Source organism: Pantoea cypripedii (assembly GCF_011395035.1).
GTDB classification, from domain to species: domain Bacteria; phylum Pseudomonadota; class Gammaproteobacteria; order Enterobacterales; family Enterobacteriaceae; genus Pantoea; species Pantoea cypripedii_A.
This window is the reverse complement of sequence record NZ_CP024768.1, coordinates 1,985,340-2,010,393: the sequence shown is the minus strand read 5'-3', so window position 1 is coordinate 2,010,393 and position 25,054 is coordinate 1,985,340. Positions and strand designations below refer to the sequence as shown.

Annotated in this window: 25 protein-coding genes; 10 read left to right on the top strand and 15 right to left on the bottom strand. The window is 55.7% G+C overall.

Going from position 1 to position 25,054, the window contains the following annotated elements:
• Window positions 1-13: 13 nt before the first annotated feature.
• The 3 genes from CUN67_RS09420 to CUN67_RS09410 form a co-directional block, all read right to left on the bottom strand.
• The gene (locus tag CUN67_RS09420; protein WP_208715019.1) at window positions 14-1,126 is read right to left on the bottom strand and encodes a lactonase family protein; all 1,113 of its coding nucleotides are present in this window, start codon (window positions 1,124-1,126) and stop codon (window positions 14-16) included.
• A gap of 323 nt (window positions 1,127-1,449) precedes the next feature.
• Entirely contained in the window at window positions 1,450-1,662 is a 213-nt protein-coding gene (locus CUN67_RS09415; RefSeq protein WP_208715018.1) for a hypothetical protein, read from the bottom strand.
• The gene (locus tag CUN67_RS09410) at window positions 1,637-2,428 is read right to left on the bottom strand and encodes a hypothetical protein (protein ID WP_208713471.1); all 792 of its coding nucleotides are present in this window, start codon (window positions 2,426-2,428) and stop codon (window positions 1,637-1,639) included. Before CUN67_RS09410 ends, CUN67_RS09415 begins: the two co-directional genes overlap by 26 nt.
• A gap of 44 nt (window positions 2,429-2,472) precedes the next feature.
• Between CUN67_RS09410 and parS the strand changes: the two genes are divergently transcribed.
• The gene (gene parS, locus CUN67_RS09405) at window positions 2,473-2,916 is read left to right on the top strand and encodes a type II RES/Xre toxin-antitoxin system antitoxin (protein WP_208715017.1); all 444 of its coding nucleotides are present in this window, start codon (window positions 2,473-2,475) and stop codon (window positions 2,914-2,916) included.
• Window positions 2,913-3,374 carry an RES family NAD+ phosphorylase gene (locus CUN67_RS09400; protein ID WP_208715016.1) on the top strand — a complete coding sequence of 154 codons (462 nt, stop codon included), beginning with the start codon at window positions 2,913-2,915 and terminating at the stop codon, window positions 3,372-3,374. Before parS ends, CUN67_RS09400 begins: the two co-directional genes overlap by 4 nt.
• Before the next feature lie 13 nt (window positions 3,375-3,387).
• Here the strand turns inward: CUN67_RS09400 and CUN67_RS09395 are convergent, their stop codons facing one another.
• On the bottom strand, window positions 3,388-4,287 hold the full coding sequence (locus CUN67_RS09395; protein ID WP_208715015.1) for a diguanylate cyclase: 900 nt from the start codon (window positions 4,285-4,287) through the stop codon (window positions 3,388-3,390).
• 269 nt (window positions 4,288-4,556) lie between these two features.
• Complete coding sequence (locus CUN67_RS09390; protein ID WP_208715014.1) at window positions 4,557-5,462, bottom strand: LysR family transcriptional regulator; 906 nt, start codon at window positions 5,460-5,462, stop codon at window positions 4,557-4,559.
• Window positions 5,463-5,568: 106 nt separating this feature from the next.
• On the opposite strand from CUN67_RS09390, the gene CUN67_RS09385 reads away from it, so the two are divergent.
• On the top strand, window positions 5,569-6,990 hold the full coding sequence (locus tag CUN67_RS09385) for an aldehyde dehydrogenase family protein (RefSeq protein WP_208715013.1): 1,422 nt from the start codon (window positions 5,569-5,571) through the stop codon (window positions 6,988-6,990).
• A 79-nt stretch (window positions 6,991-7,069) separates the two neighbouring features.
• Here CUN67_RS09385 and CUN67_RS09380 read toward each other — a convergent pair whose 3' ends face one another.
• The 5 genes from CUN67_RS09380 to CUN67_RS09360 form a co-directional block, all read right to left on the bottom strand.
• Window positions 7,070-8,257, bottom strand: a complete 1,188-nt coding sequence (locus tag CUN67_RS09380) for a cytochrome c biogenesis protein DipZ (protein WP_208715012.1) — start codon at window positions 8,255-8,257, stop codon at window positions 7,070-7,072.
• Between the two features lie 20 nt (window positions 8,258-8,277).
• A complete protein-coding gene (locus CUN67_RS09375) occupies window positions 8,278-9,048 on the bottom strand; it encodes an alpha/beta fold hydrolase (protein WP_208715011.1) in 771 nt (256 codons plus the stop codon).
• A gap of 166 nt (window positions 9,049-9,214) precedes the next feature.
• On the bottom strand, window positions 9,215-10,510 hold the full coding sequence (locus tag CUN67_RS09370) for an ATP-binding protein (RefSeq protein ID WP_208715010.1): 1,296 nt from the start codon (window positions 10,508-10,510) through the stop codon (window positions 9,215-9,217).
• Complete coding sequence (locus CUN67_RS09365; protein WP_208715009.1) at window positions 10,507-11,247, bottom strand: response regulator; 741 nt, start codon at window positions 11,245-11,247, stop codon at window positions 10,507-10,509. The genes CUN67_RS09370 and CUN67_RS09365 overlap by 4 nt, the downstream gene beginning before the upstream one ends.
• Before the next feature lie 91 nt (window positions 11,248-11,338).
• A complete protein-coding gene (locus CUN67_RS09360; protein ID WP_208715008.1) occupies window positions 11,339-12,337 on the bottom strand; it encodes an alpha/beta fold hydrolase in 999 nt (332 codons plus the stop codon).
• Window positions 12,338-12,697: 360 nt separating this feature from the next.
• On the opposite strand from CUN67_RS09360, the gene hpaD reads away from it, so the two are divergent.
• From hpaD to hpaI, 7 genes are all read left to right on the top strand, one after another.
• Entirely contained in the window at window positions 12,698-13,711 is a 1,014-nt protein-coding gene (gene hpaD, locus CUN67_RS09355) for a 3,4-dihydroxyphenylacetate 2,3-dioxygenase (RefSeq protein ID WP_208715007.1), read from the top strand.
• Window positions 13,712-13,774: 63 nt separating this feature from the next.
• Entirely contained in the window at window positions 13,775-15,001 is a 1,227-nt protein-coding gene (locus CUN67_RS09350; protein WP_208715006.1) for an MFS transporter, read from the top strand.
• A 26-nt stretch (window positions 15,002-15,027) separates the two neighbouring features.
• Window positions 15,028-16,314: an FAD-dependent monooxygenase gene (locus tag CUN67_RS09345; protein WP_208715005.1), complete on the top strand. Its 1,287-nt coding sequence runs from the start codon at window positions 15,028-15,030 to the stop codon at window positions 16,312-16,314.
• Window positions 16,315-16,348: 34 nt separating this feature from the next.
• Entirely contained in the window at window positions 16,349-17,395 is a 1,047-nt protein-coding gene (locus tag CUN67_RS09340) for an amidohydrolase family protein (RefSeq protein WP_208715004.1), read from the top strand.
• A 118-nt stretch (window positions 17,396-17,513) separates the two neighbouring features.
• A complete protein-coding gene (locus CUN67_RS09335) occupies window positions 17,514-18,389 on the top strand; it encodes a fumarylacetoacetate hydrolase family protein (RefSeq protein ID WP_208715003.1) in 876 nt (291 codons plus the stop codon).
• Window positions 18,390-18,391: 2 nt separating this feature from the next.
• Window positions 18,392-19,195, top strand: coding sequence for a 2-oxo-hept-4-ene-1,7-dioate hydratase (hpaH, locus tag CUN67_RS09330; protein WP_208717140.1), 804 nt, complete (start codon window positions 18,392-18,394; stop codon window positions 19,193-19,195).
• A 7-nt stretch (window positions 19,196-19,202) separates the two neighbouring features.
• Entirely contained in the window at window positions 19,203-19,967 is a 765-nt protein-coding gene (gene hpaI, locus CUN67_RS09325; protein WP_208715002.1) for a 4-hydroxy-2-oxoheptanedioate aldolase, read from the top strand.
• A gap of 72 nt (window positions 19,968-20,039) precedes the next feature.
• Here hpaI and CUN67_RS09320 read toward each other — a convergent pair whose 3' ends face one another.
• From CUN67_RS09320 to CUN67_RS09300, 5 genes are all read right to left on the bottom strand, one after another.
• The gene (locus CUN67_RS09320) at window positions 20,040-20,861 is read right to left on the bottom strand and encodes a DUF2218 domain-containing protein (protein WP_208715001.1); all 822 of its coding nucleotides are present in this window, start codon (window positions 20,859-20,861) and stop codon (window positions 20,040-20,042) included.
• Window positions 20,862-21,010: 149 nt separating this feature from the next.
• Window positions 21,011-21,397: a RidA family protein gene (locus CUN67_RS09315; protein ID WP_208715000.1), complete on the bottom strand. Its 387-nt coding sequence runs from the start codon at window positions 21,395-21,397 to the stop codon at window positions 21,011-21,013.
• Between the two features lie 12 nt (window positions 21,398-21,409).
• A complete protein-coding gene (locus tag CUN67_RS09310) occupies window positions 21,410-22,744 on the bottom strand; it encodes a hypothetical protein (RefSeq protein ID WP_208714999.1) in 1,335 nt (444 codons plus the stop codon).
• A 211-nt stretch (window positions 22,745-22,955) separates the two neighbouring features.
• Window positions 22,956-24,179: a DUF3500 domain-containing protein gene (locus tag CUN67_RS09305; RefSeq protein ID WP_208714998.1), complete on the bottom strand. Its 1,224-nt coding sequence runs from the start codon at window positions 24,177-24,179 to the stop codon at window positions 22,956-22,958.
• Window positions 24,176-25,039 carry a fumarylacetoacetate hydrolase family protein gene (locus tag CUN67_RS09300; protein ID WP_208714997.1) on the bottom strand — a complete coding sequence of 288 codons (864 nt, stop codon included), beginning with the start codon at window positions 25,037-25,039 and terminating at the stop codon, window positions 24,176-24,178. The genes CUN67_RS09305 and CUN67_RS09300 overlap by 4 nt, the downstream gene beginning before the upstream one ends.
• Window positions 25,040-25,054 lie beyond the last annotated feature (15 nt).

Sequence of the window (25,054 nt, the reverse complement as noted above, 5' to 3'; positions counted from 1 at the left end):
AAAAGCACCCTGATCAAAAACTGACGATGGTTACCCAGTTCGCATCGCCACCCACCGGGGCACTGCCTGCGCGTTTCAACACACCACTGCGCTGGCTGATGGCGTAGCTGCCAGTGACCTGACTTTTCTCACCGCTGGCAATCAGCCAGCGGCCATCTGGCGTAATCGCAATGCCACGCGGTTGCTTCTCTACCGACCAGCTGCCGATTAAGCTGAGTTTTCCATCCTGCTGATTCACCCGATAGCCGGAAACCGTACTGCTGGTGCGTTCTGTCACATATAAAAAGCGGCCATTGGGAGTCATGCGAATATCCGCTGCCCAGATCCGCGGCGTCGGATCGCTGTAATCTGCCAGACGTTCGCGACCATGTTGTAAATGGTACTGCGCAGCCACGGCATTGGGCCACTCCGCCACTTTGGTCAGCGCGCCATTTTTCTGGCGCTGGAACTGAGTGATGATGCCGCCCATTTCACCCACGTTATACAGATAGCGATTATCAGGTGACATCACGGAGTGACGCGCCCCATTGCCCGCTTCGGTGTCCACATAACCGCTGGCAATGGGTGTCAGACTCCCGTCCCCGGTCAGGTTAAGTTGCAGGACGCGGTCAGTCCCCAGATTGCCAACATAGGCCGATTGCCCTGTCGCATCGGTGATCACCGAATGAGCCGCATGGCCGGTTTTATAAGCTGCGACGGGCGGCGCTATCACTTTGCCATCGCCCGACAGGCGATAGACATGTACCACATCGCCATCATAGGAAGCACCCAGCAGAAAACGACCACGCGCATCAATGCTGATATAAGGATAACTGGCAGCGGCTGAGGTTTCGCTGGCCTGTTGCAGGTCGCCGTTCTGCGTGTCAATGCTCCAGCTCATCAGTCTGAGCGGCTGGCTACGAATGGCGGCATATAAATGATGATGATCGGCGCTCAGCGCCATCGGCATGACTTTTCCCCCTGTCTGGGTATGTCCCAGTAACGTTAACGCACCGGTTTTATCATTCAGTTCATAGCGAGCAATAGAACCATCGGTGGCTTCTGAGACATAGACAAAGGTTTGTGCCAGTAACGGTCCACTAAAAAGCAGCGAGGTCAGCAACGCAAGGCGTAGGGTGATTTTCATTCTTTTTCTCCGTAGGGTATCTATCGCGTATATAGATATATGCGGTGTTAAGCGTAGTGATATGTGTGAATGCCTGAGAACATTAGGGCATCATTATAAAGAACAAGTAATTTCAGTTGGTTATAAGAAATTAGCGGAAAAAGTTTACTGCCAGATTGTGCGCTGGCTCACTGGTGATATCTGGCTTAACGTCGGGGGAAATGGAGACGCGCTTGCTTTGAAGTGAATCGGTACAGAGGGAAATGATTTATGTTCACAATGGAGATCCTGATGAATTCTATGATCAGGGGAATACCACTCTAAGCGGTATTTCCCTGAGTCTATTACCGATCATCTCCGCGTAGTTTACCCAGGCAATAGGCGGCCAGGTATCCAACGATGAAAGAACCGAAAAAACCAGTAAGTTTCATCACAAGGCTATCGAAAATATAGAATGATGCGAGAGCCAGAAAGCTCATCGCAACCGTAATAGTTCCCTCGATGGCATGTGACAAAAGCCAGCCGATACTTTTAGCCAGCCAGTTTACAAATTTCATTGTTAATCCTTTTACACACTTCTGGATGACTACTGATAAAATCGAGGTAGGGTTTTAAGTGATCTTCGACAATAAAGTAAATCATGTCCAGTCCTTGAGGTTGTACCTTCCAATAAATGTGTGGATAGTGGGTTTTCATTCTTCGGCTGGCTAAGGCGGCTTCCTCAATAAGACCCTGCCATAATCCGGCACTTATGGTAAAGCTGGTTCCAAATCGATAAAGCGTCTTCCAGGCAACACCACCACGGGCAAAATTAACAATGGAAGCACTTACAACTTGTGCGGTTAAAATCTGAGCACCAACCCGGCCAGCTAATCTGCCAGTACCATATCCAATTTGATTGTGTACGGCTTGCCTGCCCCGTTCATCAAGTTTGTGGTAAAACTCAGTAATAACAATAGTGATTAAGCGTCTGAGCGGTTCTTCATTGCGTACTAATGATTTGATAACCTGATAAAAACGTTCATTTTCTTGACCATTCCGAATCATACGGTCAAAGCCAACAACACCAGTACTGATGTAAGTACGCTTTACACCGTAATAGAAATTCTTTGGCATTCCCTTAACGCTGTCCCATATACCCTCGGCAATCCTTGATACGTCCATAGCTACAATCCTTAGCTGCTTATAAAGTGAGCAATTATAATCTAAAATCAACCCTTTTTCATTAAAATTATTAATAAGTTGCAGAAAGCGGAATTTTGCACCGGCTCCCGATTTGTCCCAACTACCTGAGCACCAGCCTGCATTGACACTCTTGCACACCACCTCCATCTGGTTATAATTAACCAACCAAATGGAGGTCAATCATGAAGCAATTCACACTCCCCACCACATCCCACGAACCCGAGCGTTTATGGCAGTTTGCCGGGCTGAATAGCGCCGATGGCGTGTCACTGATGGGTCAGATAGATGCAGGTCTGGAGGGTGCCGTCGCCAATCGTATCGTGTCATGGGCGCGGATTACCCAGGCCGATTTACGTCATATGACCGGCATTCCCGGCACCACCTTTACCCGTGGATTAAAAAATCGCTTCACCTCGGAACAAAGCGAACGCCTGGTGCGTTTTATTCGGGTGATGGACCGCGCCGTTGAGCTGTTTGAAGGTAACAGAGAACAAGCGCTGCAATGGCTGAATGAACCTGCCCGCGCGCTCGGCAACCAGAAGCCAGGTGACCTGGTCGCTTCGGAAACCGGTGCTTATGAAGTGCTGAAACTGATCACCCGTCTTGAGCACGGTGTCTATTCGTGAAGCTTTACCGGATGACCAAAACGCGCTTTCTCAGTTCAGCATGGAGCGGCTACGGTGCCAGGGAAGGGGGTGGCCGCTGGAACAGCATCGGCGTCTCTATGGTTTACGTCTCCGAGACAGCCTCTCTCACCATGCTGGAAACGCTTGTCCATCTGCAAAGTGCCAGCATTCTCGATTTTTTCACCTTGCTAAGTATTGAGGTTCCTGACGATCTGATTCAGTGGATTGATGTCGCGCAGTTGCCGCAGGATTGGGCCGCAGCGCAAGCCCCCGCCGCGCTGCGTCAGTTTGGTGATTTCTGGTGCGACAGCCAGGCGTCGGTCGCATTACGCGTACCGAGCGCCCTGTCACCCGTTGAGTTTAATTATCTGCTTAACCCCGAACATCCCCAATTCAGTCCCCTCGTGAAAGATGCCGTGGCGATCCCCTTTCGTTTCGATGAACGGCTTGCTCGCTGATGTTTCGTTATGGTTATTTATAAAGTATACCCATCTCATTATTATGATTCAGCATACAAACATCCCGGCCATTCTGTTTACCGTGATACATTGCCTTATCAGCAAGCTCGACAATACTTTCCAGAGAACAACCTTCCTGAGCCTGAGCAACACCAAAAGTTACCGTTATCTTTATTTTCCTGCCTTCATAGAAAAATGTTTCGCTGCGAATTTTCACCATTAATCTTTCAATGATTTTTTTGATATCATCAAGATGCTGGACTTCGACCAAAATAACAAATTCCTCACCACCATAACGATAACATTTCTCGTATGACCTCATGGCTTGCAGCAATAGATTAGCCAGACCTTTTAACACCGCATCGCCGCCATTGTGACCATATTCGTCATTGACGGTTTTAAAATGATCGACATCAAGAATAATCAGATAAAGTGCTTTTTCGCTTCGTACACAGCGTGCCTGTAAGCGTGGAAAATCATTGTTCAACTTGCTACGCATCGGGAGTTCGGTGAGCGCATCATAGGCACTGCGGCTTGCCAGCAAGCATGACTTGTAACTATCTACCGCATCGAGGAAATTTTTCTGTTTATGGAAGTATTCTGTCAGTTGCGGGTGGGTAAAAGTATTCGCCTTGATGGAGGAAATAATGTCTCTGACCGATTGATGCATTTTTTTATGTGCGTCGGAAATACGTAACAGATCATTCTCATTACAATCACATTTGATCAGTACAGAATCAATCCATCGACCAAAATCACAGTGTTCGTGTGAATGCGTCCCTTCCAGGGTCCTGTCAAAATCGCCGCCGAATAAACTAATTTCAAGCAATCGGTTTGACCATTCATAATGATTTTTGATGGCGTGGTTTAAATTTGTAATATCGACATCGATATCGTAGATGGTTCTTTGCATTACTCCTCCAGGATTTTTAAAACTATGGATAAGCTTACAAAGCCAACATCATAGATTTTATTGTTTTTTGTAAAAAAGAAGCATCCTGATGACTATTTTGTATTTTTATGATCTCTGTGCAGTAATAAGGCGTAAGTTATTGTTTTCAGCTAATCAGGAAGCGGATTTTATTACCCTGAGGTTTTATTTGTCGATAATATTGACCAGATGTTAACTAAGCACATCAAATATGAGTAAAGTAATGTGTAGCGGCGCGATAAATTGTTTCGCTACAGATCACACGCGCCCCTGGCTTCCCGGATAAACTCCGTCAGCGCTTTTAAGGCGGGTGGCACTAAACGGTGGCCGGGATAGTACAAACACAATGCGCCGAGATTCACCTGCCACTCTGGCATCAATTGAATCACTCTGCCCGCCAGCACATCCGCTGCGATATGCCGCTCTGACAGACAGGCAATCCCCAATCCCCCCACCACCACTTTCTGCGCCGAAGCCAGATCGTTGACGATAAGCAGCGGCTCCACCTGCACCTTATGGCTTTGCTGCTGATGGCTCAGTTCCCAGCGGTAAATGCTGCCGTCAGCCATGCGCATACAGATGCAGCGATGCGCACTGAGATCTTCAGGCTGTTGCGGCGTACCGGCATGGGAAAGATAGTCGGGTGATGCCACCAGAATCATGCGCAACGGCGGCGTCAGTTTTACCGGGATCATATCGGCCGGGATATCATCCGCCAGACGGATGCCTGCATCAAAGCCCGCCGCAATAATATCCACCTTATCTTTCTGACTGTGAATATCCGCGCGAATGCGCGGGTAACGTGCCAGAAACGGCAGCAAAATTTCGTCATACCACAGTGCGCAGCTCTCCGGCGGCACATTGATGCGCAGCGACCCGGCGGGGTCGGCTGGCAGGCTGGCGATCTCGGCGGATGCGCTGCGGATCACCTCGACCGCAGGCGCTATCTTCACCATAAAGCGCTGTCCGGCCTCCGTTAACCCTACGCTGCGCGTGGTGCGGTTGAACAGCCGCACACCCAGTCGCTTTTCCAGTCCCGCGACGGCATTGGTGACAGCCGATGGCGAGATTTCCAGCTCACTGGCTGCGCCGCTGAAACTGCCGCGCCGCGCCACTGCCAGCATGATTTCAAGTTCACTGATACCGGTTCGATTCATCAATTATTCCGTTAAACGCAATACCCTTTGCAGGGTCAGGCGGATTATAGCGACATCGCGTGCGTGCTACTTTTCTTTGCACTACAGCCTTACAGGAGAACAGCCCATGCGCTCAATCGAACATATTTACATTAATGGCCGTTTTGTCACCCCGGCAGGCACCGAGAGGATGGATATTATCAGACCCGCCGACGGCAGCGTGATCGGCACAGCCCGGCTGGCCGATGAAAGCGATGCCATGCACGCCATCGCGGCAGCCAAAGCCGCCTTCCCCGCATTTAGCCAATATAGCGTTACGCAACGGCTGGCGCTGCTGGAAAGTATGTTTCACGCCTTGCAGCAATGTGAAGCGGAGCTGCACGAGGCGGTGCGCGAAGAATATGGCGCACCTTCCTCACGTTCGCAATGGATGGCCACCTGGCCCGCTGATGTCATCAAACTGGTGATGGTCGAACTGCAAGCCTATCCTTTTCAGCAACAGGCAGGACGCGCCACGGTGCAGATGCTGCCGCTCGGGGTGGCCGGACTGATCACGCCGTGGAACAGCAACGCTGGCTTTATCTGCCATAAGCTGGCTACCGCGATTGCCGCCGGTTGCACCACGGTGATCAAACCCAGTGAATTCAGCGTACTGCAAACCGAGGTGGTGACCAGAGCACTGGATCGTGCCGGATTACCGCCCGGCGTATTCAACATCGTCACCGGTCGCGGTGCGACGGTGGGTCATGCCATCAGTACCAGTCCGGATGTGGCGAAAATCTCCTTTACCGGCTCCACCGCCACCGGCAAAACCATTCTGCGCAGCGCTGCTGACTGCTTTAAACGCGTTACCCTGGAGCTGGGGGGCAAATCGCCCACCCTGATTTTGCCCGATGCTGATGCCACACGCGCCGCCGAACTTGCGGTGCAGGCGGGTTTTATCAATAGCGGGCAAGCCTGCATTGCCGGAACGCGCATTCTGGTACCAGAACAACGTAAAGCCGAATTTGAACAGGCTCTGGCCGCCGCAGTGCAAGCTCAGCGCTCTGGCGATCCGGCTGATGCCAGCACCACCATTGGCCCGATGATTAACCAGCAGCAATGGGAGCGCGTTCAACGTTACATTGAACTCGGTACACAACAGGGTGCACGTCTGCTGGCGGGTGGCAGCGGCCGACCGGAACCGCTGACCCACGGCTGGTATGTCAAACCGACCTTATTTACTGATGTCAGCAATGATATGCGCATCGCCCAGGAAGAAATCTTTGGCCCGGTACTGAGCCTGATAACCTATCGGGATGAGCAGGAGGCTATCGCTATCGCCAACGATACCCGGTATGGGCTTTCGGCATTGGTCATCGGTGAAGATGAGGCCAGAGCACGCCAGATTGGCGAGCAGATTCTGGCCGGCAGAGTGATGATTAATACCCTGGCGCATGAACCGCGCGCCCCCTTTGGCGGATTCCGCAGTTCGGGCATCGGACGGGAAATGGGACAATGGGGGATCACGGCGTTTCTGGAACCGCGGGCGTTAACCTTCGCGTCTTAATACCTGGTCGGCATAAATGCCGACCCTACGATCGTAGGGTGCGCATTCATGCGCACCGGTAAATTGAGGTCATTGAGGTTTACGCTTTAGCTTCCTGCAACAGCTGCTGGATCACCTTCTCCTGCCCGGCATAATCGCCTTCACCAAATGCGGTGTAACGCAGCTGGCCGTGAGCATCGAAAATGTAATGCGCTGGCCAGTACATATTGCCGAAGCGATTCCAGATGCTGTAGTTGTTATCCGCCACCACCGGGTATGGCAGCCCCCATTGTTTGATGGCCCGAGCGACCGCTGCCGGATCACGTTCCCACGGATACTCCGGGGTATGCACGCCAATCACCGTCAGGCCATCGGCATGATATTTCTTTGCCCAGTCACGGACGTGCGGCAACGTATGCTGGCAGTTGATGCAGTCATAGGTCCAGAAATCAATCAGCACCACTTTGCCCTTGAGATCCGCCCGGCTCAGCGGTGCGCTATTGAACCATGACGTGCCGCCCTCCAGCCCAGGCAGGGCACTTTGCGTCTGTTCCACCACCGGCACCGGGGTAATTTTCGGCGCGCTGGTCGGCAGAAAGTGGCTCAGACGCTGCTCAAGATTTTGCGCCAGTGCAGGAGCCGCCTGCAATGCCCCTTGCCTGCCGCTGGCGAGCAACACCACCGATGCCAGCATCAGCACCCCAGCCCCCTTACGCAGACCTGTCATCATTGCCAGACCGGGACGCAGACGGGCAAGCAATCCCTGTCCGGCATACCACAACACCCCCAGCATCAAGGCACACCCGCCACCATAGGCCGCCAGCAATAAACCCACCGAAAAGGCATGCTGACCGGTTACCGCAAGACTAAGAATCGCCCCGAGTACCGGCCCCGCGCAGGGTGACCACAGCATACCGATCGCCATCCCGGCCAGCAGTGCCGCCGCCAGGCCAGTGCGCTGGTTGCTGGCATTATTGATACGGTTGCCGAGCAGCATAAAAGGCGTGGTGATAAATTGCGCCGCCCGGGTGGACAGCAGCGTGATGGCCGTCAGCGCCAGGAACAGCAGTGCCAGCCAGCGCCCTGCGGTCGTCACCTGCGTCACCCAGCTACTTGCCACCGAAATCAGCAGGGAAACCACGGTGAACACCAGCACCATCCCCGCCAGCAACGCGACCATTTGCCCTCGTTTGCCGCGCACGCTGGCAAACACAAACGGGATGACCGGCAATGTGCAGGGACTCAGTAACGTCAGCATCCCCGCCAGAAACGCGATAACTAATGACATAGCTAACCTCCAGAGAGTGATTATTGAGCGTTCACGCCGTCAACGGCACGGGTAATAACCTGCGCGACAGTAGTCGGGTGACTCAGCATTGAGGTATGGCTGGCCGCTACGCTGCTGACGCTGGCGTGGATTTGCTGCGCCATGGCCCGTTCCAGATCAGGGTTAATCATCCGGTCTTCCGTGCTAACCAGATACCAGCTCGGTTTTTGCATCCAGGCCGCGTGGCTGACTTTGTCACCAAAGGCCGCGGCGCGAATCGGTCCCTGCGTCACGGCGAGAAGTTTTTGCTGGCTGGCGGGCGCATCCTGCGCGAAATCCTTCGCCACCGTTGGCGCTGGCAGGTAGAGGAAACCGTCCGGCGTTTTGGCAATACCGGCGCTGCCTGGCGGGGATGGGTAGCTTCCTGCCAGATCGCCGGTCGATTGTCCGGCGGAAGGCGCGAAGGCGGCGACATAGACCAGACCTTTCACATGCGGATTGTTACCTGCTTCGGTGATAACCGTGCCACCCCACGAATGCCCCACCAGCACCACATCACCCGGGGCGCGGGCAATGGCACGCTGAGTGGCGGCGACGTCATCCTGTAAGGAGGTCAGCGGCAGTTGCACCGCAATCACGTTAATGTGGTGAGATTGCAGCAGCGGTATCACCCGATTCCAGCTACTGCCGTCCGCAAAGGCACCGTGCACCAGCACCACGGTGTTGACCGGCGGATTTTGCTGGGCGGCGAGAGCAGTAAAAGAAGCCGTAAGTGTGACGGCGGCAAGGGCACTAAACAGAAACTTTTTCATCGGGAACCTCGTGAATATGATGGGGTGAATGCACTACTGCGTTATCTGGCAGTGCGCTTATTTAACCCAACGGATGTATTCACAACGTTTCCGTCATCCCCCCTTTTTGTCTCCTCACATATCCCGGGGTGGTGTTGATACATAAGGCTACAAAAGGGTCACGTTGTTACCCTCGCAGCATGACCTGCACATCAAGCCCACCCTGCGGACGGTTGCTCAGTTTCAGGCTACCGGCCATCTGGCTGACCAACTGCGCGGCGATAGCCAGTCCCAATCCGGTGCCGCCGGTGTGACGATTGCGTGAATTCTCGACGCGGTAGAACGGTTCCAGTACCGCATCCAGCTCCGCTTCCGGGATACCCGGCCCGTTATCACGCACATGGATGACCATCGTGCCATCCGCGCGGTTCAGCAGCAGCACCTCGGCCTGATGACCAAATTTCAGGGCATTATCGATCAGGTTGGTCATGACGCGGCGTAGCGCCTGCTGGCGAATGTGAAAGTTATCTGTGCCGCTACAGGGCAAAAAGGTCACGGCTTTGCCGACATCCTGATAGTCGCAGGCGATGCTATCGAGAAATGCGTTGAGGCTCACCCGCTGTGGCGTTTCATCCGGTATCTGCGCCGAACGCGCATAATCGATACCTTCACGCACCAGGCGGCTCATATTATCTAAATCGCCCAGCAGCTTGTCGCGCAGCTCCGGCTGTTCCGACATTTCGACACGCAGCTTCATGCGGGTAATGGGGGTTTGCAGATCATGAGAAATGGCGGCCAGAATCTGCGCCCTTTCCTTAAGATGATCCTGGATGCGTAGCTGCATGGCGTTAAAGGCACGTGCCGCCTGCTGTACTTCCGCCGGGCCGCTTTCAGGCATGATGCTGGCACGGGTGGGTTTCAGCCCTTCAACCGCCTCGGTGAAGCGCATAAAAGGCCGCACCACCTGCCGCACCGCGATCCAGGCACAGAAGGCCAGCAGCACCAGCTGAGCAAACAACACCACTGGTAGCCAGCGGGCAATGGGGGGCATCCGCGGCCACAGATCCAGCGTCAGCGGTGCGCCATCATGCAACGTAATATGGGCCTGAATATGTAACTTCGGGCCGGGAATGTTGCTGAAGGTTAAGGGATAGTGTCCACCGAGCGTCTGCTGGAGCGAGCGGATGGCATCGCGGGTACGCCAGCTGTCCGGCCAGGGGCCAGCCTGTCCTGCCGACAGTTGATAGCGATAATTGCCGCGCGCCAGTTTTGCCAGCCAGCCTGGCCGCTCTGAGGGCGGGAGGTGATCAAGAATCGCCACGCTGGTGGCGACATCATATTCCAGGTTGCCGAGCATCACGGTTTTGGCGCTGCTCATGCGCTCAATCATCAGGCTGACCACCGTCATCCCGTTCGCCAGCACCAGTCCCAGCAGGACAATCAGCACCAGCCGGGACAACAACGAACGCGGCCAGAGCCTCATAGATTGACCTCTTTGATCATCACCGGCGATGCCAGCACATAACCTTCGCTGCGGATCGTTTTAATGTAGGCGGGTTCGCGCGCATCCTCGCGTAAACGCTGACGCAAGCGGCTGACCAGCAAATCAATCGAGCGTTCGAACAACTCGGCCTCACGTCCCTGCGTCAGGTTAAGTAGCTGGTCGCGCGTTAATACCCGCTGGGGATGATCGAGAAAGACGCGCAGCAAGCGATATTCTGCCCCGCTCAGCGCCACAATCACCCCTTCGTTATCCAGCAGATGACGCGCCGAGGTATCCAGCTGCCAGTCACCAAAGGCAATCAGGCGACCGGTCTCGGTAATTTGCAGATTGGGCGGCAAGGCGCGGGTGCGGCGCAGAATCGCTTTGATCCGAGCCAGCAGCTCACGCGCCACAAAGGGTTTGATCAGATAATCATCTGCGCCCATCTCCAGCCCGAGAATACGGTCGCTGTCTTCACTGCGTGCGGTCAGCATCAGAATCGGCAGGTTACGTTGCGGGTCGCTGCGTAACTGACGACATAAGGTCAGGCCATCGTCGCCGGGCATCATAATGTCCAGCACCACCAGGTCCACCGCATTGGCCGCCAGCAGCGCACGCATTTCCCGGCCATTGGCCGCCCCGGTGGCGCGATAGCCGGATTTAATCAGATAGTCGGTGACCAGTTCGCGGATATCCCGGTCATCATCAACAACCAGGATGTGATCAATATGCTCCAAAACAACCTCCTGTCATCAGTCAGGTCAAAAGGATGAATGCAAAAAAGACCGGTACAAAATACCGGTCCGAAAACAAATTATTACCACAAAATCACATCTTTGCGGCATCAACCACCGCTTTGACAAAATCCTGCGGATCTTCTGCCGGTGGATTGTGTCCGATATTGCCGCTAAAGGTGCGATGTTCATATTTGCCGCTGAATTTTGCCCGATAAGCTGCCGGGGCCGGATGCGGCGCGCCGTTGTTATCCCCTTCAATGGTAATGGTCGGTACGCTGATGACCGGCAGCGTGGCCAGTTTTTTCTCATACGCCGCGTATTGTGGTTCGCCTTTCTCCTGCCCGATACGCCAGCGGTAATTGCTGACGGTGACGGCAACCTGGTCCGGATTATCCAGCGCCTGGGCGCTTTGGTTAAATGTGGCATCACTGAATTTCCAGCCAGGAGAAGCCTGCTGCCAGATTAATTTGGCGAAATCATGGGTATTTTTCGCATAACCTTCACGGCCACGTTCAGTGGCGAAATAGAACTGATACCACCATTGCAGCTCGGCCTGTGGCGGCAGCGGTTTTTCACCAATCTGCTGGCTGCTGATCAAATAACCGCTTACGGAAACCAGCGATTTCACCCGCTCCGGCCACAGTGCCGCCACGATATCCGCCGTACGTGCGCCCCAGTCAAAACCGGCGAACACCGCCTGTTTAATGCCCAGCGCATCCATCAGCGCCACCGTGTCAGCGGCCAGCGCTGAGGGTTGTCCATTACGCGGCGTGCTGGCCGACAGAAAACGGGTGGAACCATAACCGCGCAGATACGGCACGATTACGCGATAACCCCGCGCCGCCAGTTGTGGCGCAACGCTGGCGTAGCTGTTGATGTCGTAAGGCCAGCCATGCAGCAGAATCACCGCCTGCCCGTCACGCGGACCGATATCGACATAGCCAACGTTCAGCACCCCGGCTTTCACCTGATGGATGGTATGAAACGCCTGCGCATAATCGGCTTCTGTCGGGGTTGCCGCAGCGGCATGGGTGGCAGCAAACAGGGCAGTCGCGGTGATCAATGTAGCCAGCAATGGTTTACGAAACATGGCGGTATCTCCAGAAATTTGATTGATGAGTGACAACGCCTACATAACACCATGCCGATGTATTGGGGTTGTTTCTGACAACCCGGTTTTTTGCCTCGCGATGTATTGGTGAGCGGCGCAGATACAGTGCGATACAAAACCGCGCGATAAATCGCGCCGCTACCAAACCCTGCACCGCCCGTAGCGGCGCAATTTATTGCGCAAAAAATCCGCACCTGCGTCCTGCAAAAATTTTCCCTCCAAACTGTGCGCTCGATCGCCAATCGCGGCAACATTATGAGATATATCTATTAACACGATATATCTAAATTTATTACAACAGCGCTACCCTTTGTTTAATCTGAAAGAGAGAACATACCCATGCCACAGATCGACGAGTTGGTTCTGGAGCCACCTTTCAACGTGACGCGTGCCAGTCATGTTGTCCTGAACGTTCGCGACCTTGAGGTCAGCAAACAGTTCTATACCGATCTCATCGGATTGGTGGTCAGTGACGAGGATGATTCCAGCGTGTATCTGCGCGGTCTGGAAGAACGCGGGCATCACAGCCTGGTGTTGAAAAAATCGCTGGATACCCACTGCACCCGGATCGGGATGCGGGTACGTAACGATGACGATATCCATAAAGCGGAAGCGTATTTTGCCTCACAGGGCCGGGAAACCGCCGTGGTGGAGGTGCCTTATCAGGGATTAACCCTGCATGTCACTGACAACGTCGGCGTACCGCTGGAGTTCTGCGCCTCAATGGAGTCGTGTGAGCGGATGCTGAAGCAGTATCAGCATTATCGTGGTGCCAGCGCCCAGCGTCTCGATCATTACCAGCTCCAGACCAGCGATGTGCGCCAGGCGTGGTCGTTCTATCAGCCGCTGGGTTTTCGCGTCAGTGAATACACCTGGTCTCAGGTTGAGCAGGATCAGCATTTGTGGGGCGTCTGGCTGCAACGTAAGGGCAATCCCCACGACATCGTTTTTACCCAGGGACCCGGGCCGCGCCTGCACCATTTCGCCTACACCCTGCCCGATACCAACGACATGATCCGTGCCTGCGATGTGGCCGGGGCACTGGGGTACGCACCGCAACTCGAACGCGGCCCAGGCCGCCACGGTATCAGCGGTGCGTTGTTTGTCTACTTCCGCGATCCCGATGGGCACCGTATCGAGCTGTTTAATACCCATTACCAGCATATCGACCTCGAACCGGCCCTCGGCTGGAATCTGGCCGATCCCAAACGCGCCGATCAGTGGGGATTACCGGCACAGAACAAATGGTTCACCGAAGCAACGCCTTTCGCCCACGTCCCGGTTATTCAGCCGGAAGTCCCCGTCGATCCGCCCACGCTGGAGCGCTTTCTCGCCCTTGCCAATGATGGTTAGGGGTACCGGCCCTCTGCGGTAAACCTGAGCATTTTATGAAATCAGCCATTGGGAGAAAGGATCGTGAGTACATTTATTCAAAATCCGCTGGTCAGAATTCTGGTCGCCTATGCGCTTGGCGTGATGGCGGCGATGACCGTCAGTGAAGCGGTCACCGAGTTAGGTTCCATCGCCAAAGAGTTCCATGTCTTTGAACACAGCCAGATTGGGCTGATTATGTCGCTGCCGTCATTGATGGTGGCCCTCGGTGCGCTGCTGGCGGGCTACATCGTTGACCGGGTCGGTGACCGGGTGGTGTTGCTGATCGGTGCCGTGGTGATTGTGGCAGGGGATATCTGCGTGGTCGCCGCCCCGGCATTCAATCTGCTGCTGGCCGGACGCATCGTCACCGGTATCGGCTATGTGCTCACCGCCGTGGCAGCGGTGACGCTATTGATCCGCATCACCACCGGCAAGCAGCGCAATATGGCGATGGCGTTGTGGTCGACATTTGTCCCTGCCAGTTTCCTGTTGCCGTTCCTCTCGGCGGGCCTCGCCGAACATTTTGGCAGCTGGCGTGCCGCCTTTCTGGCGCACTCGGTGCTTACCCTGGCGCTGGCCTTTGTCGCCACCGTCAGTCTGCCGCGCCGCACTGCCGAAGAAAAAGCGCAGTTCTCCCGTACCCGTGGCTTACGTGCCGTGCTGAAAAGCCCGTTGATCTACCTGCTGGGCATTTCATTCGGTGCTGACGCCTTTTTGCAAACCGGCATTATCTCCACCCTCGCCCCTTACCTGGCCAAACGCTACAGCGTGCCGGTGCTGGAAGTCGCGCACTGGAACGTGGTGGCGATGGTGTGTAACGGCATCGGCTGCCTGATGGTCGGCGCGATGCTTAACCGGGGCGTGAAAGCCGCCGCCATTGGCGTGGTCGGGCTGGTTCTGACCGGCGCACCTGCTCTGGCGATCTACACCCTGCCGCTCGGCTTTATGGTGTCCGTCGCGGCTTCATGGGTGTTTATGTTTGGCAGCGGCTTGCTGGTGGGCATGTGGGCGCTGGCCCCGGTGGTTGCGCCATCACGTGAAAGCATCGGTGCCACCAGCGGTCTGATCACCCAGCTGACGCTGGTGGGCGTGTTCTTAGGCCCACCGCTGTTTATCGCCGCGCAGAACAGCGAAGACCCGCAGTCACTGGCGCTGCTGGTGATCGCCGGGCTGGTGGTGTGTCTGGCAGGACTGCCGATCTGGCTGCGCGATGTGCAGCGGCAAACCGCGCACGACCTCAAAACAAATACCCTGAAAAGTCATAGTTGAACTCTGAATAACAAGAGGAAGTCATCATGTTGGATATCGTCATTATTGGTGCCGGTCCGGCCGGTCTGGCAACCGCTCTGCGCCTGCATCAGCAGGGCTTTCGTCCCCGCCTGTTTGAAGCCGTGGCCGAGATTAAACCGCTGGGCGTTGGCGTTGACATCAAGCCATATGCAGTAAAAGAAATCACCGAGCTGGGCCTGTACGACGCCTTTGTCGACATCTCGGTGGAAGCCAAAGAATCGATTTTTTACACCGGCTACGGCCAGCAAATCTTCGGCGAGCAGTGTGGCAAACATATGGGCTACGAATACGACCAGCGTTTTGTCCATCGCGGCCATCTGCAAATGATGCTGTACAAAGCGGTGCAGCAACGTCTGGGGGCTGATGCCATCACCCTCGGCTGTCGTTGCAGCCATTTCGAGCAGGATGACAGCGGCGTGACCGTCCATTTCGATACCCGCTTAAACCCCAATGCGCCGCAAAGCGTGCGTGCCGATGTGGTGATTGGCGTAGATGGTATCCGTTCGGTGGTGCGCAGCAAATTGTTGCCAGAATCCGCACGTAGCCACTTCTCCGGTCTGACGCTGTATCGCGGCGTCACTGTGATGCCGCCATTCAAAACCGGCGGCAGCATTCTGCACATCGGCGACCCGATTCGTCAGGGCACGCTGATCGTCTATCCGATTCAGAACAACGTCGATGACCAGGGCAATCAACTGGTGAACTGGGTGATTGAGCAGGACGAGAAACCGCAAAGCGAAGAGGACTGGAACCAGCAAACCGGCGTGAAGGAAATCGAACATGTGTTTGATGACTGCCAGCTCGATTTCCTCGATGTCAGCGCCATGATCCGCAACGCCCGCGAATGTTATCTGTTCCCGTTGATCGATCATGACCCGTTACCGCAATGGTCGTTTGGTCGCATCACCCTGCTCGGCGACGCCGCACACGCCATGTACCCGCGCGGCGGCAACAGCGTTTGCCAGGCGTTTGTCGATGCGCGCGTGGTGGCGGAGAAACTCGCCAGCATCAATGACCCGGTTGCCGCCTTGCAGGCTTACGAGCTGGAACGTCGCGAAAAAGTGAACTGGCTGGTGCTGGCCTCACGCGGCGAAGGCCCGGAAGTGGTGCGCCGTATCGTCGAGGAGCGCAGCGGCGGTAAGCCGTTCGACGACATCGAAAACATCTTTCCCCATGAAGAAGCCCTGTCGATTTTCAGCGAATACCACGCCAAAGCCGGTATGCGCATTCCGACAGAAAAAGAGACCGACCAACCGACGAAATATAAATCGGTTTTTGCCACCCCTAAATAATTTGCCCCTTAACTGAGACAGAAAGGAACTGACTATGAGCAAGATTATCGATGCCAATATGCACTGGCTGCCCGGCGAGCTGTTTTCTGACAAGAAGCTGCTGAATTCATTTCTCGACTGCGTGCCGAAACAATATGGCGTGCATACCCGCGTAGAGAAAATTGAAGGCAAAGAACTGAGCCAGCTGATTATCGAGCAGCCGAAAGGCTTCGTTAACCTCAACTATGCCGAAGGGCAATACACGCTGGAAAGCCAGCTGGCGGACATGGAGAAAGCCGGGGTTGATCATGCCATTTTCCGTCTGCCGGTGTGGCAGGAGTGGCTGGATCTGGAGACCTGTAAAGAGGTCAACACCCGCATGGCCGAATACGTGAAACGCAGCGAAGGCCGCATGTCGGCGCTGGCGGTGGTGCCACCGTGGGGTACCGAAGATTGCCTGCGCGAAGTGGATCGTTGCCTGAATCAGCTGGGTTTCCGTGGCGCGCAGATCGTCGCCCATTACGGCCAGATTTACCTCGACGATGCCGCATTCCGTCCGTACCTGAAATTCCTTAACGACCTGAGCGTACCGGTGGTGGTGCACCACACGCCGCTGCCGGTGGATTTCAACTCGGTGCTGCCTTACACCAACCAGCGTCGTCAGTTTGGCCGCTGCGTTGACCAGGCGACAGCGGTTGGCCGCGAGCTGTTCAGCGGCATGTTCGATGAGCTGCCGAACCTGCGCTTTATCCACTCGATGCTGGGCGGTGCGTTTTATGCCTTCGCCGATATGCTGGTTCCGCCGCAGCATCAGTTCAACGATGCCGTCGATCGTTTCCAGACCGGCACCGGCAACCTGCGTGCGCAGCTGAGCAACAACATTTTCTTCGATACTTCTGGCGCACCGCAGTGGGGTAAAGCGCAGCTGGAAGCGGCGGTGAAGGTGATTGGTGGCAAAAATATCCTCTATGGCAGCTCCTATCCCATCCGCAAAGACTGGTTCTTCAAAGGGATTGAAACCATCGAAGGTCTGGATATCAGCGCCGAAGATAAAGCCAATATTCTGGGTGGCAACGCTGCGCGTATGTTCAACCTGAAATAACGCGTCACGGCGCTGCGTCAACGCCGTACCCTCCTGTGTCTGGTTCACTGCTCAGCCATCGTGCTGGGAGCGGCGGGTATCTGCTCGCCGTTTTTTTAGCAAAAGAAGGAGAAAACCCGTGGAACGACCGCAATTTATCCGTTTTTCGGCCCAAAATGGTCGGGTGCAGGGATATGGTTTGATCAGCGGTGCCGGTGTTATCGATCTTACGTCACGCTTTGGCACACGCTGGCCAACGCTGGATGCGGTGATCGCCGATCAGGCGCTGAGTCAGCTGGCCGCTGAGGCGCAAAACCTGCCGCCTGATTATGCGCTGGCCGATATTCAATACGAAGTGCCGCTGAGCCAGCCAGGCAAAATCCTGTGCATCGGCGTCAACTATCCCAACCGCAACGCGGAGTATCAGGACGGGCAGCCAGCAGCGGATTACCCGTCGATGTTTGTCCGTTTTGCCGAATCGCTCACCGGCCATCAACAGCCCTTGCTGCGTCCCGCCGAGAGTGGGCAACTCGATTACGAAGGCGAAGTGGTGATCGTGATTGGCAAAGCCGGACGCCGCATTGCAGAAAACGAGGCGCTCAACCATATCGCTGCCATTACCGTCGGTAACGAAGGCACGGTGCGTGACTGGGTACGCCACAGCAAATTTAACGTGACCCAGGGTAAAAACTTCTATCGTTCCGGAGCAATCGGCCCGTGGCTGGTGCCGTTCAGTGATGCCGCACAGCTGGCCGATATCCGTTTAACCACCCATGTGAATGGCGAGCTGCGTCAGGATGACCGCACCCGCCATATGACCTTCTCGTTTAGCTGGATCATCGCCTATATCTCCACCTTTATTCCGCTCAATCCCGGCGACATCATTTTTACCGGCACCCCCACCGGGGCCGGGGCGCGTTTTGATCCCCCTGTCTGGCTGAAGCCCGGCGATGTGATTGAGGTGCACGCCGAAGGCATCGGCACCCTGCGTAACGTCGTTCAGGATGAGGTGTGATGATGCTAAGCCAGAGCGAATTATTAACCGCCGTGGAGGCGCTCGATCATGCCGAGCGCCACCGTAGCCAGACCGGGTTGTTATCGCTGCGCTACCCGGAGATGACCCTGGACGATGCTTACGCCGTACAACAGGCGTGGGTCAGACAAAAGATCGCGGGGGGACGTAAAGTGGTTGGCTGGAAAATTGGCCTGACCTCGAAAGCGATGCAGTACGCCCTGAATATCGACACCCCCGATTCCGGCGTATTGTTCGACAACATGGTGTTTGACGACGGCGCGACCATTCCCGCCGACCGTTTTATTCAGCCGCGTATTGAAGCGGAGCTGGCCTTTGTCCTCAAGGCACCGTTACAGGGACCCGATGTGGATGTCGAAGCGGTGCTGGCGGCGACCGCTTACGTGTTACCCGCGCTGGAAATTCTTGATACCCGCATCGTGCGCAGCGATGCCGCCACTGGCAAAGCACGCACCATTGTCGATACCGTGTCCGACAACGCCGCCAATGCCGGTGTGGTGCTGGGCAGCCAGTTATTTTCCCCGGAAAACGTCGATATGCGCTGGCTGGGGGCGATTGTGTCGCGTAACGCCACCGTTGAGGAAACCGGGCTGGGCGCGGGGGTGCTGAACCATCCGGCACGCGGCATTGCCTGGCTGGCAAACCGGCTGGCGCAATATGGCGATCACCTCGCTGCCGGACAGATTGTGCTGGCCGGCTCCTTTATCCGCCCGATTGAAGCCCGTCATGGCGACACCATTCATGCTGACTATGGCCGTCATGGCTCCGTCAGTTGCTATTTTGCGTGAGGTAACGATGTCTGCACCGATCAATGGTTTTAAACAGGCTTTGCAACATAAAAAGGCGCAGATTGGCCTGTGGCTGGCGCTGGCCAGCCCCTACAGCGCCGAGATTTGCGGCGCTGCCGGTTTTGACTGGCTGCTGCTGGATGGTGAGCACGCGCCCAATGATGTGCCATTGCTGATGAGCCAGTTACAGGCGCTGGCGGCAGCACCGGCCCATGCCGTGGTACGTGCGCCAATGGATGCCCCCTGGTTGATTAAGCAACTGCTGGATATCGGCGCGCAAACGCTGCTGATCCCGATGGTGGAAAGCGCAGAACAGGCTCAGGCACTGGTCAAAGCGGTACGTTACCCGCCGCAGGGCATACGCGGTGTGGGCGCGGCGCTGGCTCGGGCTTCTGCCTTTAACCGCACGCCGGATTATCTGACCACCGCCAATGCGCAGATTTGTTTGCTGGTGCAGGTGGAAAGCCGGGCTGGCCTGGCACAGCTGGATGCCATTGCCGCCACGGAGGGTGTCGATGGGGTGTTTATTGGTCCGGCCGATCTGGCAGCGGATATGGGCTATCCGGGACAACCCGCCACTACGGAGGTACAGCAGGCGGTGGAAGCGGCGCTGCTGCGTATTCAATCACATGGCAAGGCGGCAGGAATTTTGAGTGCCGATGCTAAGCTTTGTGCGCGTTATCTGGCGCTGGGCGCAACCTTTGTCGCGGTGGGCAGTGATGTCGGGCTGCTGGTGAAAGCAACCTCGGCGCTGGCGGCGGATTTCCGTTAAAAATGAACCCGGTGCGCATAAATGCGCACCCTACGGGTGTAGGGTCGGCATTCATGCCGACCTGGCTAAGATTCAGCCGGGCTGCCACACCACCTCAAGCGTTTCCCGCACGGCGGCCTCTTCCAGATGACGCACCAGAATGTGTTGCATCTCAATCAGTTTTTCGTCATTCAGCGCGGTTAAGGTGACACGAAAAATGCCGTCCAGCGCCTCCATGCGGACTTCGCCCATGCTCATGCGGAAATGGCCGCTGTTCTCATCCATCACCACCGGCGTGCGATGCTGGAAATGGCTGCCGAGGCGGCGCAGAAAACGCTCGCCGTTGGGGGTGACGATATCGGCTACACATTTTGCCGCCCCCTCGCTCAGCATCGGCGCATTAAGCAGGGCTTCGATCTGGTTGGCCGCGACATGGATAATGTCGCCGATACGCGTCACCACCTGCTCCGCTACCGGTTCCATTTTGGCGCGCAGGCTGAGTGCACGTTTCAGATGGTCCATCGCCTCCACTATCGCCTGCGGCGACTTACCATGCCCTTGCCCCTTCGGCACCACGCGCGCCACCAGCATATCAATCACGGTTTTATTGGCGCTGAGAAAGGCATGCCCTTCGTCGGTGATGGTGTAGCGTTTGCGTCCACCCTTCTCTAAATCGATCTCGGCGTAGCCGCGATCGTAGAGCCAGGTTAACGCCGGATAGAGCACGCCCGGACTGGGTTTGTAAGTGCCGCCCAGCCGTTCATTGACTTCATGAATCAGCTCGTAACCGTGGCTGGGTTGTTTGGCGATGATCGCCAGCAATAACAGGCGTAATTCACCATAATCGAAGGCACGCGCGCGGCGGCCCGTTTTGCCACCCGCAGGTTGCGTGTCCAATTCGCTCTGTCCGACCATGTCTGCCCCCGCGCTGTTGCCTGAATAACCACACAAATCTCACTGAATTTAAATATATCGAAATTTCCGACATAGTCCAGATTGATATGACTCACAGGCAATATAGAGAAAGGTGCGGGCAGATACAATGACTGCCCGCCGAAGGAGGATTAACGATCGAGTACCGCAATAAAATCGCATTGAATTAAGGTATTACCGCTGAAGTTGCCCTCCAGTGCGTGGCGTGCCGGACGCGAATGCTGCTGCGGGAAAGCCTGTAACCAGTAACGGTTCACCACCTCGCGCTGGCTTTTATCCTGCATCCATAATGTGACCTTAATGACATCCTCCATGCTGCCACCTGCCGCACCGACGATACTCGCCATATGCCGGAACATCAGCGCGCACTGCTCGCCCAAATCGGCGGGCACCTGCTGCGTCTGCGGGTCCCGGCCATAAATCACCCCGGAATACAGCATCGATCCCACCCGGCACGCAGCCGGGATCGGATTGGCATGGGGAAAAGCGTCGATATAAATGCTTTCGCGTTTAGCCATATTTCCTCCCGATTAATAATCGTCGTCCGCCATTTTCGCGCCAAAGCGATACACCAGACGCAGGCGTTCCGCATGATAGTTGCCCGTCACCTCATTAGGGGAATGGACGTAATCAAACTCGAATTCCAGATGCAGGCGCGGCGTGACGTTGTAACCAAGAATCATAAATGCCGCGTTGATATTCTCGGCCGGCAGCGGGTAGTAAATGCCGCTGGAGTCTTCCAGTTCCAGCCGCGTCAGGCCAAACACCCCGAGATACTTCTCATCGTGGTACGCATAGCGCAAGGCAAACGCCTTACCGGGCTGGTTGGTGGTAACCATCGAAACCAGCGGTTGCCCACTTTCCAGCGGGGTATGGTCATAAATGCCGTAGCTATACGGAGCGAAGAACCCCCCGCTAAGGAAGGCATCCTCTTTGCGTGGCACATAGGTCGCGGCGAAATAGAGATCGTGATTGCGCGTTTTCATGCCGATACGCCCGGAATAAAGGTCGGTATCGATGTTGTGATACGGATACGCCTGGTCGCTGGCGTCCCATTCATGCAGATATTGCGCGCCCCAGTACGGTGTCCAGTTACCAAACTTCAGCGCGGATACCGGCAGCTGCACCCCGCCATAACCCAGCTGGGCGCGTTTATCGAAGTTGTAATACCAGGCTTCGGCGAGCGTATTCCACTGCTGACCATAGCGCAGGCCCACGGTGGTAAAACCGTTACTGTCCACCGATGGCATGCTGGTGTCTTCAATTTCAGGCGCACCGGCATCGCCTTTACCAAACTCATCCGAACTTTCGGGTTTGAAACGATAGATACGGTACGCATTCAGCCGGAAGTCACCGGTGTCATTCAGGGCGTAGCTGCCGCCAAACCCTTCATACAGCGCCGGAATCATGGTCCAGCCTTCACCTTCATTGGCAAAGGGGGTGTCCAGCCCGATACGTCCGCCCTGCAGATCAAAACCATATCCCTGATAACGTAGAAAGGCCTTGCCCAGCACGGTCACGTCTTCGGATGGCAGATAGATCTCGGTTTTCTCCGGATCGTCGTTGTTTAATCCAAAGTTATAGGCGCCATAAACCCCCAGCCCGACGCTAAACCCTGCCGCCTGCGGGCTGCGATACTGGATATCCCCCCCGGCGGAGCTGGTGCGTTTATTGGGCAGAGTGCCGCTAAATTCTTTAAAGAAGGTCATAGTTTTTAGCTCGCCCGAGATATTGCCTTGTGTGAGCCAGTCATTAAAGCTGTCGGAGTCAGATGCAGGTGATGCCTCCGCAAAGCAGTTACCGCAGAACAACGCCAGAGGCACTACGGTTAATGCAGCAATTTTGGTTTTTTTCTGAACATGCATTGCCTGATAACCTCGTAATAATATGTAGGGTTTGGCAGGTGCGCATGAATGCGCACCCTACATCCTTGTAGGGTCGGCATTAATGCCGACCTTTTTTAGTTACAGCGAAGCCGCCCGCGTCCCGTGAGGGAACGGTCAATTGACACTTTGGGTTACCCGGGCAAAACGACGTCACCCGGTACGACAGGAATTCAGGCTTTGCAGCCTGAGGTTACTTCTGTAATTGCGACAGCAACGCTTTGCCGTAGTCGTTGCCGTTGGGGATGCGAGTGATGGTGTGAATGTGGAAACGCGCCGGTTGTTCATTGGTCAGCCACATGCCGCTGTGATGGTCGAACTCCAGCATCACCACCGGACTTTGCAGGCGGTAATAAAACACATCGTCATCACCGTGACCGCCAATCCAGCTCCACCAGCTGTCATCCAGATGCTGTTCAATCTGGCGCAACCGCCAGGCGCGTGGACCATCCGGCAGAAAATCGAGAAACACCGCCACCAGCGCCATCAGGCTGGCACGCTGGGCCAGGGTAAACTCCGCCACGCACACCCCTTCCAGCGGGATCACCCGGTTATCCTGAAAGGCTCCTCCCAGATGACGCTGATCGGCAAAGTTAAAACGCTCGGCAGGCATCAGGGGATCTTCCATCAACGCATAGACCGTGGCGCGTTGTTGCTGATCGGCACTGAGGGATTGCATCAACGCCAGCCCCAGCTGTTCCTCTTCGCGAAACAGCACACCATCGCTGGCATCACCGCGCTCGATCACGTTGGGTTCAACGCCAAAAAAGGTCGGTGCAATCACCAGTTGCCTGCCACTGATAAAGCAACAAAACGCCACATGATGGCCGTAGATTGACCAGCCCCACGGCTGCGTGGTGGAAGGCGTGCCGAACAGCAAAAAGTGGAAACTCCAGCGGTTCATGATGTGGGTGAGATCGTAGAGTTCGCCGAGAAAATGGTTGGCATCCATCACCTGCTGCACTTTACTGAAGCCGCGCGTACTGGTGCAGCTTTGCAGTAATGCCTGGAAAGCTTCACGGGTTGGCGCGGCGGTTTCATCCAGCCTGACGCCATAATCATTGAAGGGAATTTCCGGGTTGTACCAGGCGCGCCACTGTTTGGCGTCGATGGCATAACTCACCTGCTGCTGTTGCGCACTATCCAGCGTGGCAACCAATGCCTGTGCCGCCCTCACCGCCTGTTCCACCGCAAACCCCTCATCCCGCAGGGCAAACAGATCCGGCTGCACTTCACCATCGCGGGTAATGCCGCGAAAGGTTTCATCCAGCATCGCCTGCCAGTGCGCTTTGAGTTTTTGCGCTTTATCGGTGGCCAGCATCCGCGCGCCATAGGTTTGCAGATCGACGCCGCGCGCCAGCCCGATACGTTCGGCATCCGCTGGCATCAGGTAATCACGAAAGTTGCGGCTGGTCATCGTGCCTCCTGATGGGTTTCGGCAACCACGGGATTCTCAATATGGCCGAGACCGGCTATCTCCAGCCGCATCACATCACCGGGTTGCAGGAAACGCCCGGTGGGCGCACCAATGCCGGAGGGCGTACCGGTTGCCAGAATGTCGCCCGGCTCCAGCGTCATCACCGTCGAGAGATACGCAATCTGTTCATAGATGTCGTAAATCATGTCACCGCTGTCGGCGTGCTGCCGCAGCTCACCATTCACAAATAGCTTCATCTCCAGCCGCAGAGGATCGGGGATTTCATCAGCAGTGGTGATCCACGGCCCGATCGGACCATGGGTATCAAAGGATTTACCCAGCGTGAATGTTGGTGATTTGTGCAGCCAGTCGCGCGCCGAGACATCATTGACGATGAGATATCCGGCAATCACGCTCGCCGCCTCACTGGCTTTAACGTGACGGCAGCGTTTACCGATCACCACACCCAGTTCGATTTCGTAATCCATTTTGTCGCTGGCCATCGGTTTCACGACCGGCGCGAACGGCCCGTTGATGCAGGAAACCTGTTTGTTAAACCACAGCTGGCTTGCCGGGATAGGAATCCCTGCCTGACGCGCTTCTTCCGCATGTTTGCGGTAATTCATACCAATGCCGAGAAATTTCTGCGCGTCCTGAATCGGCGCTTCCAGCTGTACCGCAGATAACGCAAAGGCCGGGGAACATGCGGCGGCCAGGCGCGGGCGCAGCGGAGTTAACCCGGCCAGCAGCTGGCGCATGGAATCACCCACGCCAGGTACACCTGAGAGATCAATCACCTGATCCCCCTCCACTTTGCCAATGCGGGTGCGGCCCTGTTCGGTAAAACGTACCAGTTTCATGCTGTTTTCCTTTGC

Excerpts from the sequence above, each read along its gene's own strand:
- CUN67_RS09395 (WP_208715015.1), bottom strand. The coding sequence starts at position 4,287 with ATGCAAAGAACCATCTACGATATCGATGTCGATATTACAAATTTAAAC.
- CUN67_RS09420 (WP_208715019.1), bottom strand. The coding sequence starts at position 1,126 with ATGAAAATCACCCTACGCCTTGCGTTGCTGACCTCGCTGCTTTTTAGT.
- CUN67_RS09390 (WP_208715014.1), bottom strand. The coding sequence starts at position 5,462 with ATGAATCGAACCGGTATCAGTGAACTTGAAATCATGCTGGCAGTGGCG.
- CUN67_RS09305 (WP_208714998.1), bottom strand. The coding sequence starts at position 24,179 with ATGACCAGCCGCAACTTTCGTGATTACCTGATGCCAGCGGATGCCGAA.
- CUN67_RS09340 (WP_208715004.1), top strand. The coding sequence starts at position 16,349 with ATGAGCAAGATTATCGATGCCAATATGCACTGGCTGCCCGGCGAGCTG.
- CUN67_RS09380 (WP_208715012.1), bottom strand. The coding sequence starts at position 8,257 with ATGTCATTAGTTATCGCGTTTCTGGCGGGGATGCTGACGTTACTGAGT.
- CUN67_RS09415 (WP_208715018.1), bottom strand. The coding sequence starts at position 1,662 with ATGAAATTTGTAAACTGGCTGGCTAAAAGTATCGGCTGGCTTTTGTCA.
- CUN67_RS09345 (WP_208715005.1), top strand. The coding sequence starts at position 15,028 with ATGTTGGATATCGTCATTATTGGTGCCGGTCCGGCCGGTCTGGCAACC.
- hpaI (WP_208715002.1), top strand. The coding sequence starts at position 19,203 with ATGTCTGCACCGATCAATGGTTTTAAACAGGCTTTGCAACATAAAAAG.
- hpaD (WP_208715007.1), top strand. The coding sequence starts at position 12,698 with ATGCCACAGATCGACGAGTTGGTTCTGGAGCCACCTTTCAACGTGACG.
- CUN67_RS09315 (WP_208715000.1), bottom strand. The coding sequence starts at position 21,397 with ATGGCTAAACGCGAAAGCATTTATATCGACGCTTTTCCCCATGCCAAT.
- CUN67_RS09375 (WP_208715011.1), bottom strand. The coding sequence starts at position 9,048 with ATGAAAAAGTTTCTGTTTAGTGCCCTTGCCGCCGTCACACTTACGGCT.
- CUN67_RS09385 (WP_208715013.1), top strand. The coding sequence starts at position 5,569 with ATGCGCTCAATCGAACATATTTACATTAATGGCCGTTTTGTCACCCCG.
- hpaH (WP_208717140.1), top strand. The coding sequence starts at position 18,392 with ATGCTAAGCCAGAGCGAATTATTAACCGCCGTGGAGGCGCTCGATCAT.
- CUN67_RS09310 (WP_208714999.1), bottom strand. The coding sequence starts at position 22,744 with ATGCATGTTCAGAAAAAAACCAAAATTGCTGCATTAACCGTAGTGCCT.
- CUN67_RS09360 (WP_208715008.1), bottom strand. The coding sequence starts at position 12,337 with ATGTTTCGTAAACCATTGCTGGCTACATTGATCACCGCGACTGCCCTG.
- parS (WP_208715017.1), top strand. The coding sequence starts at position 2,473 with ATGAAGCAATTCACACTCCCCACCACATCCCACGAACCCGAGCGTTTA.
- CUN67_RS09370 (WP_208715010.1), bottom strand. The coding sequence starts at position 10,510 with ATGAGGCTCTGGCCGCGTTCGTTGTTGTCCCGGCTGGTGCTGATTGTC.
- CUN67_RS09300 (WP_208714997.1), bottom strand. The coding sequence starts at position 25,039 with ATGAAACTGGTACGTTTTACCGAACAGGGCCGCACCCGCATTGGCAAA.
- CUN67_RS09320 (WP_208715001.1), bottom strand. The coding sequence starts at position 20,861 with ATGGTCGGACAGAGCGAATTGGACACGCAACCTGCGGGTGGCAAAACG.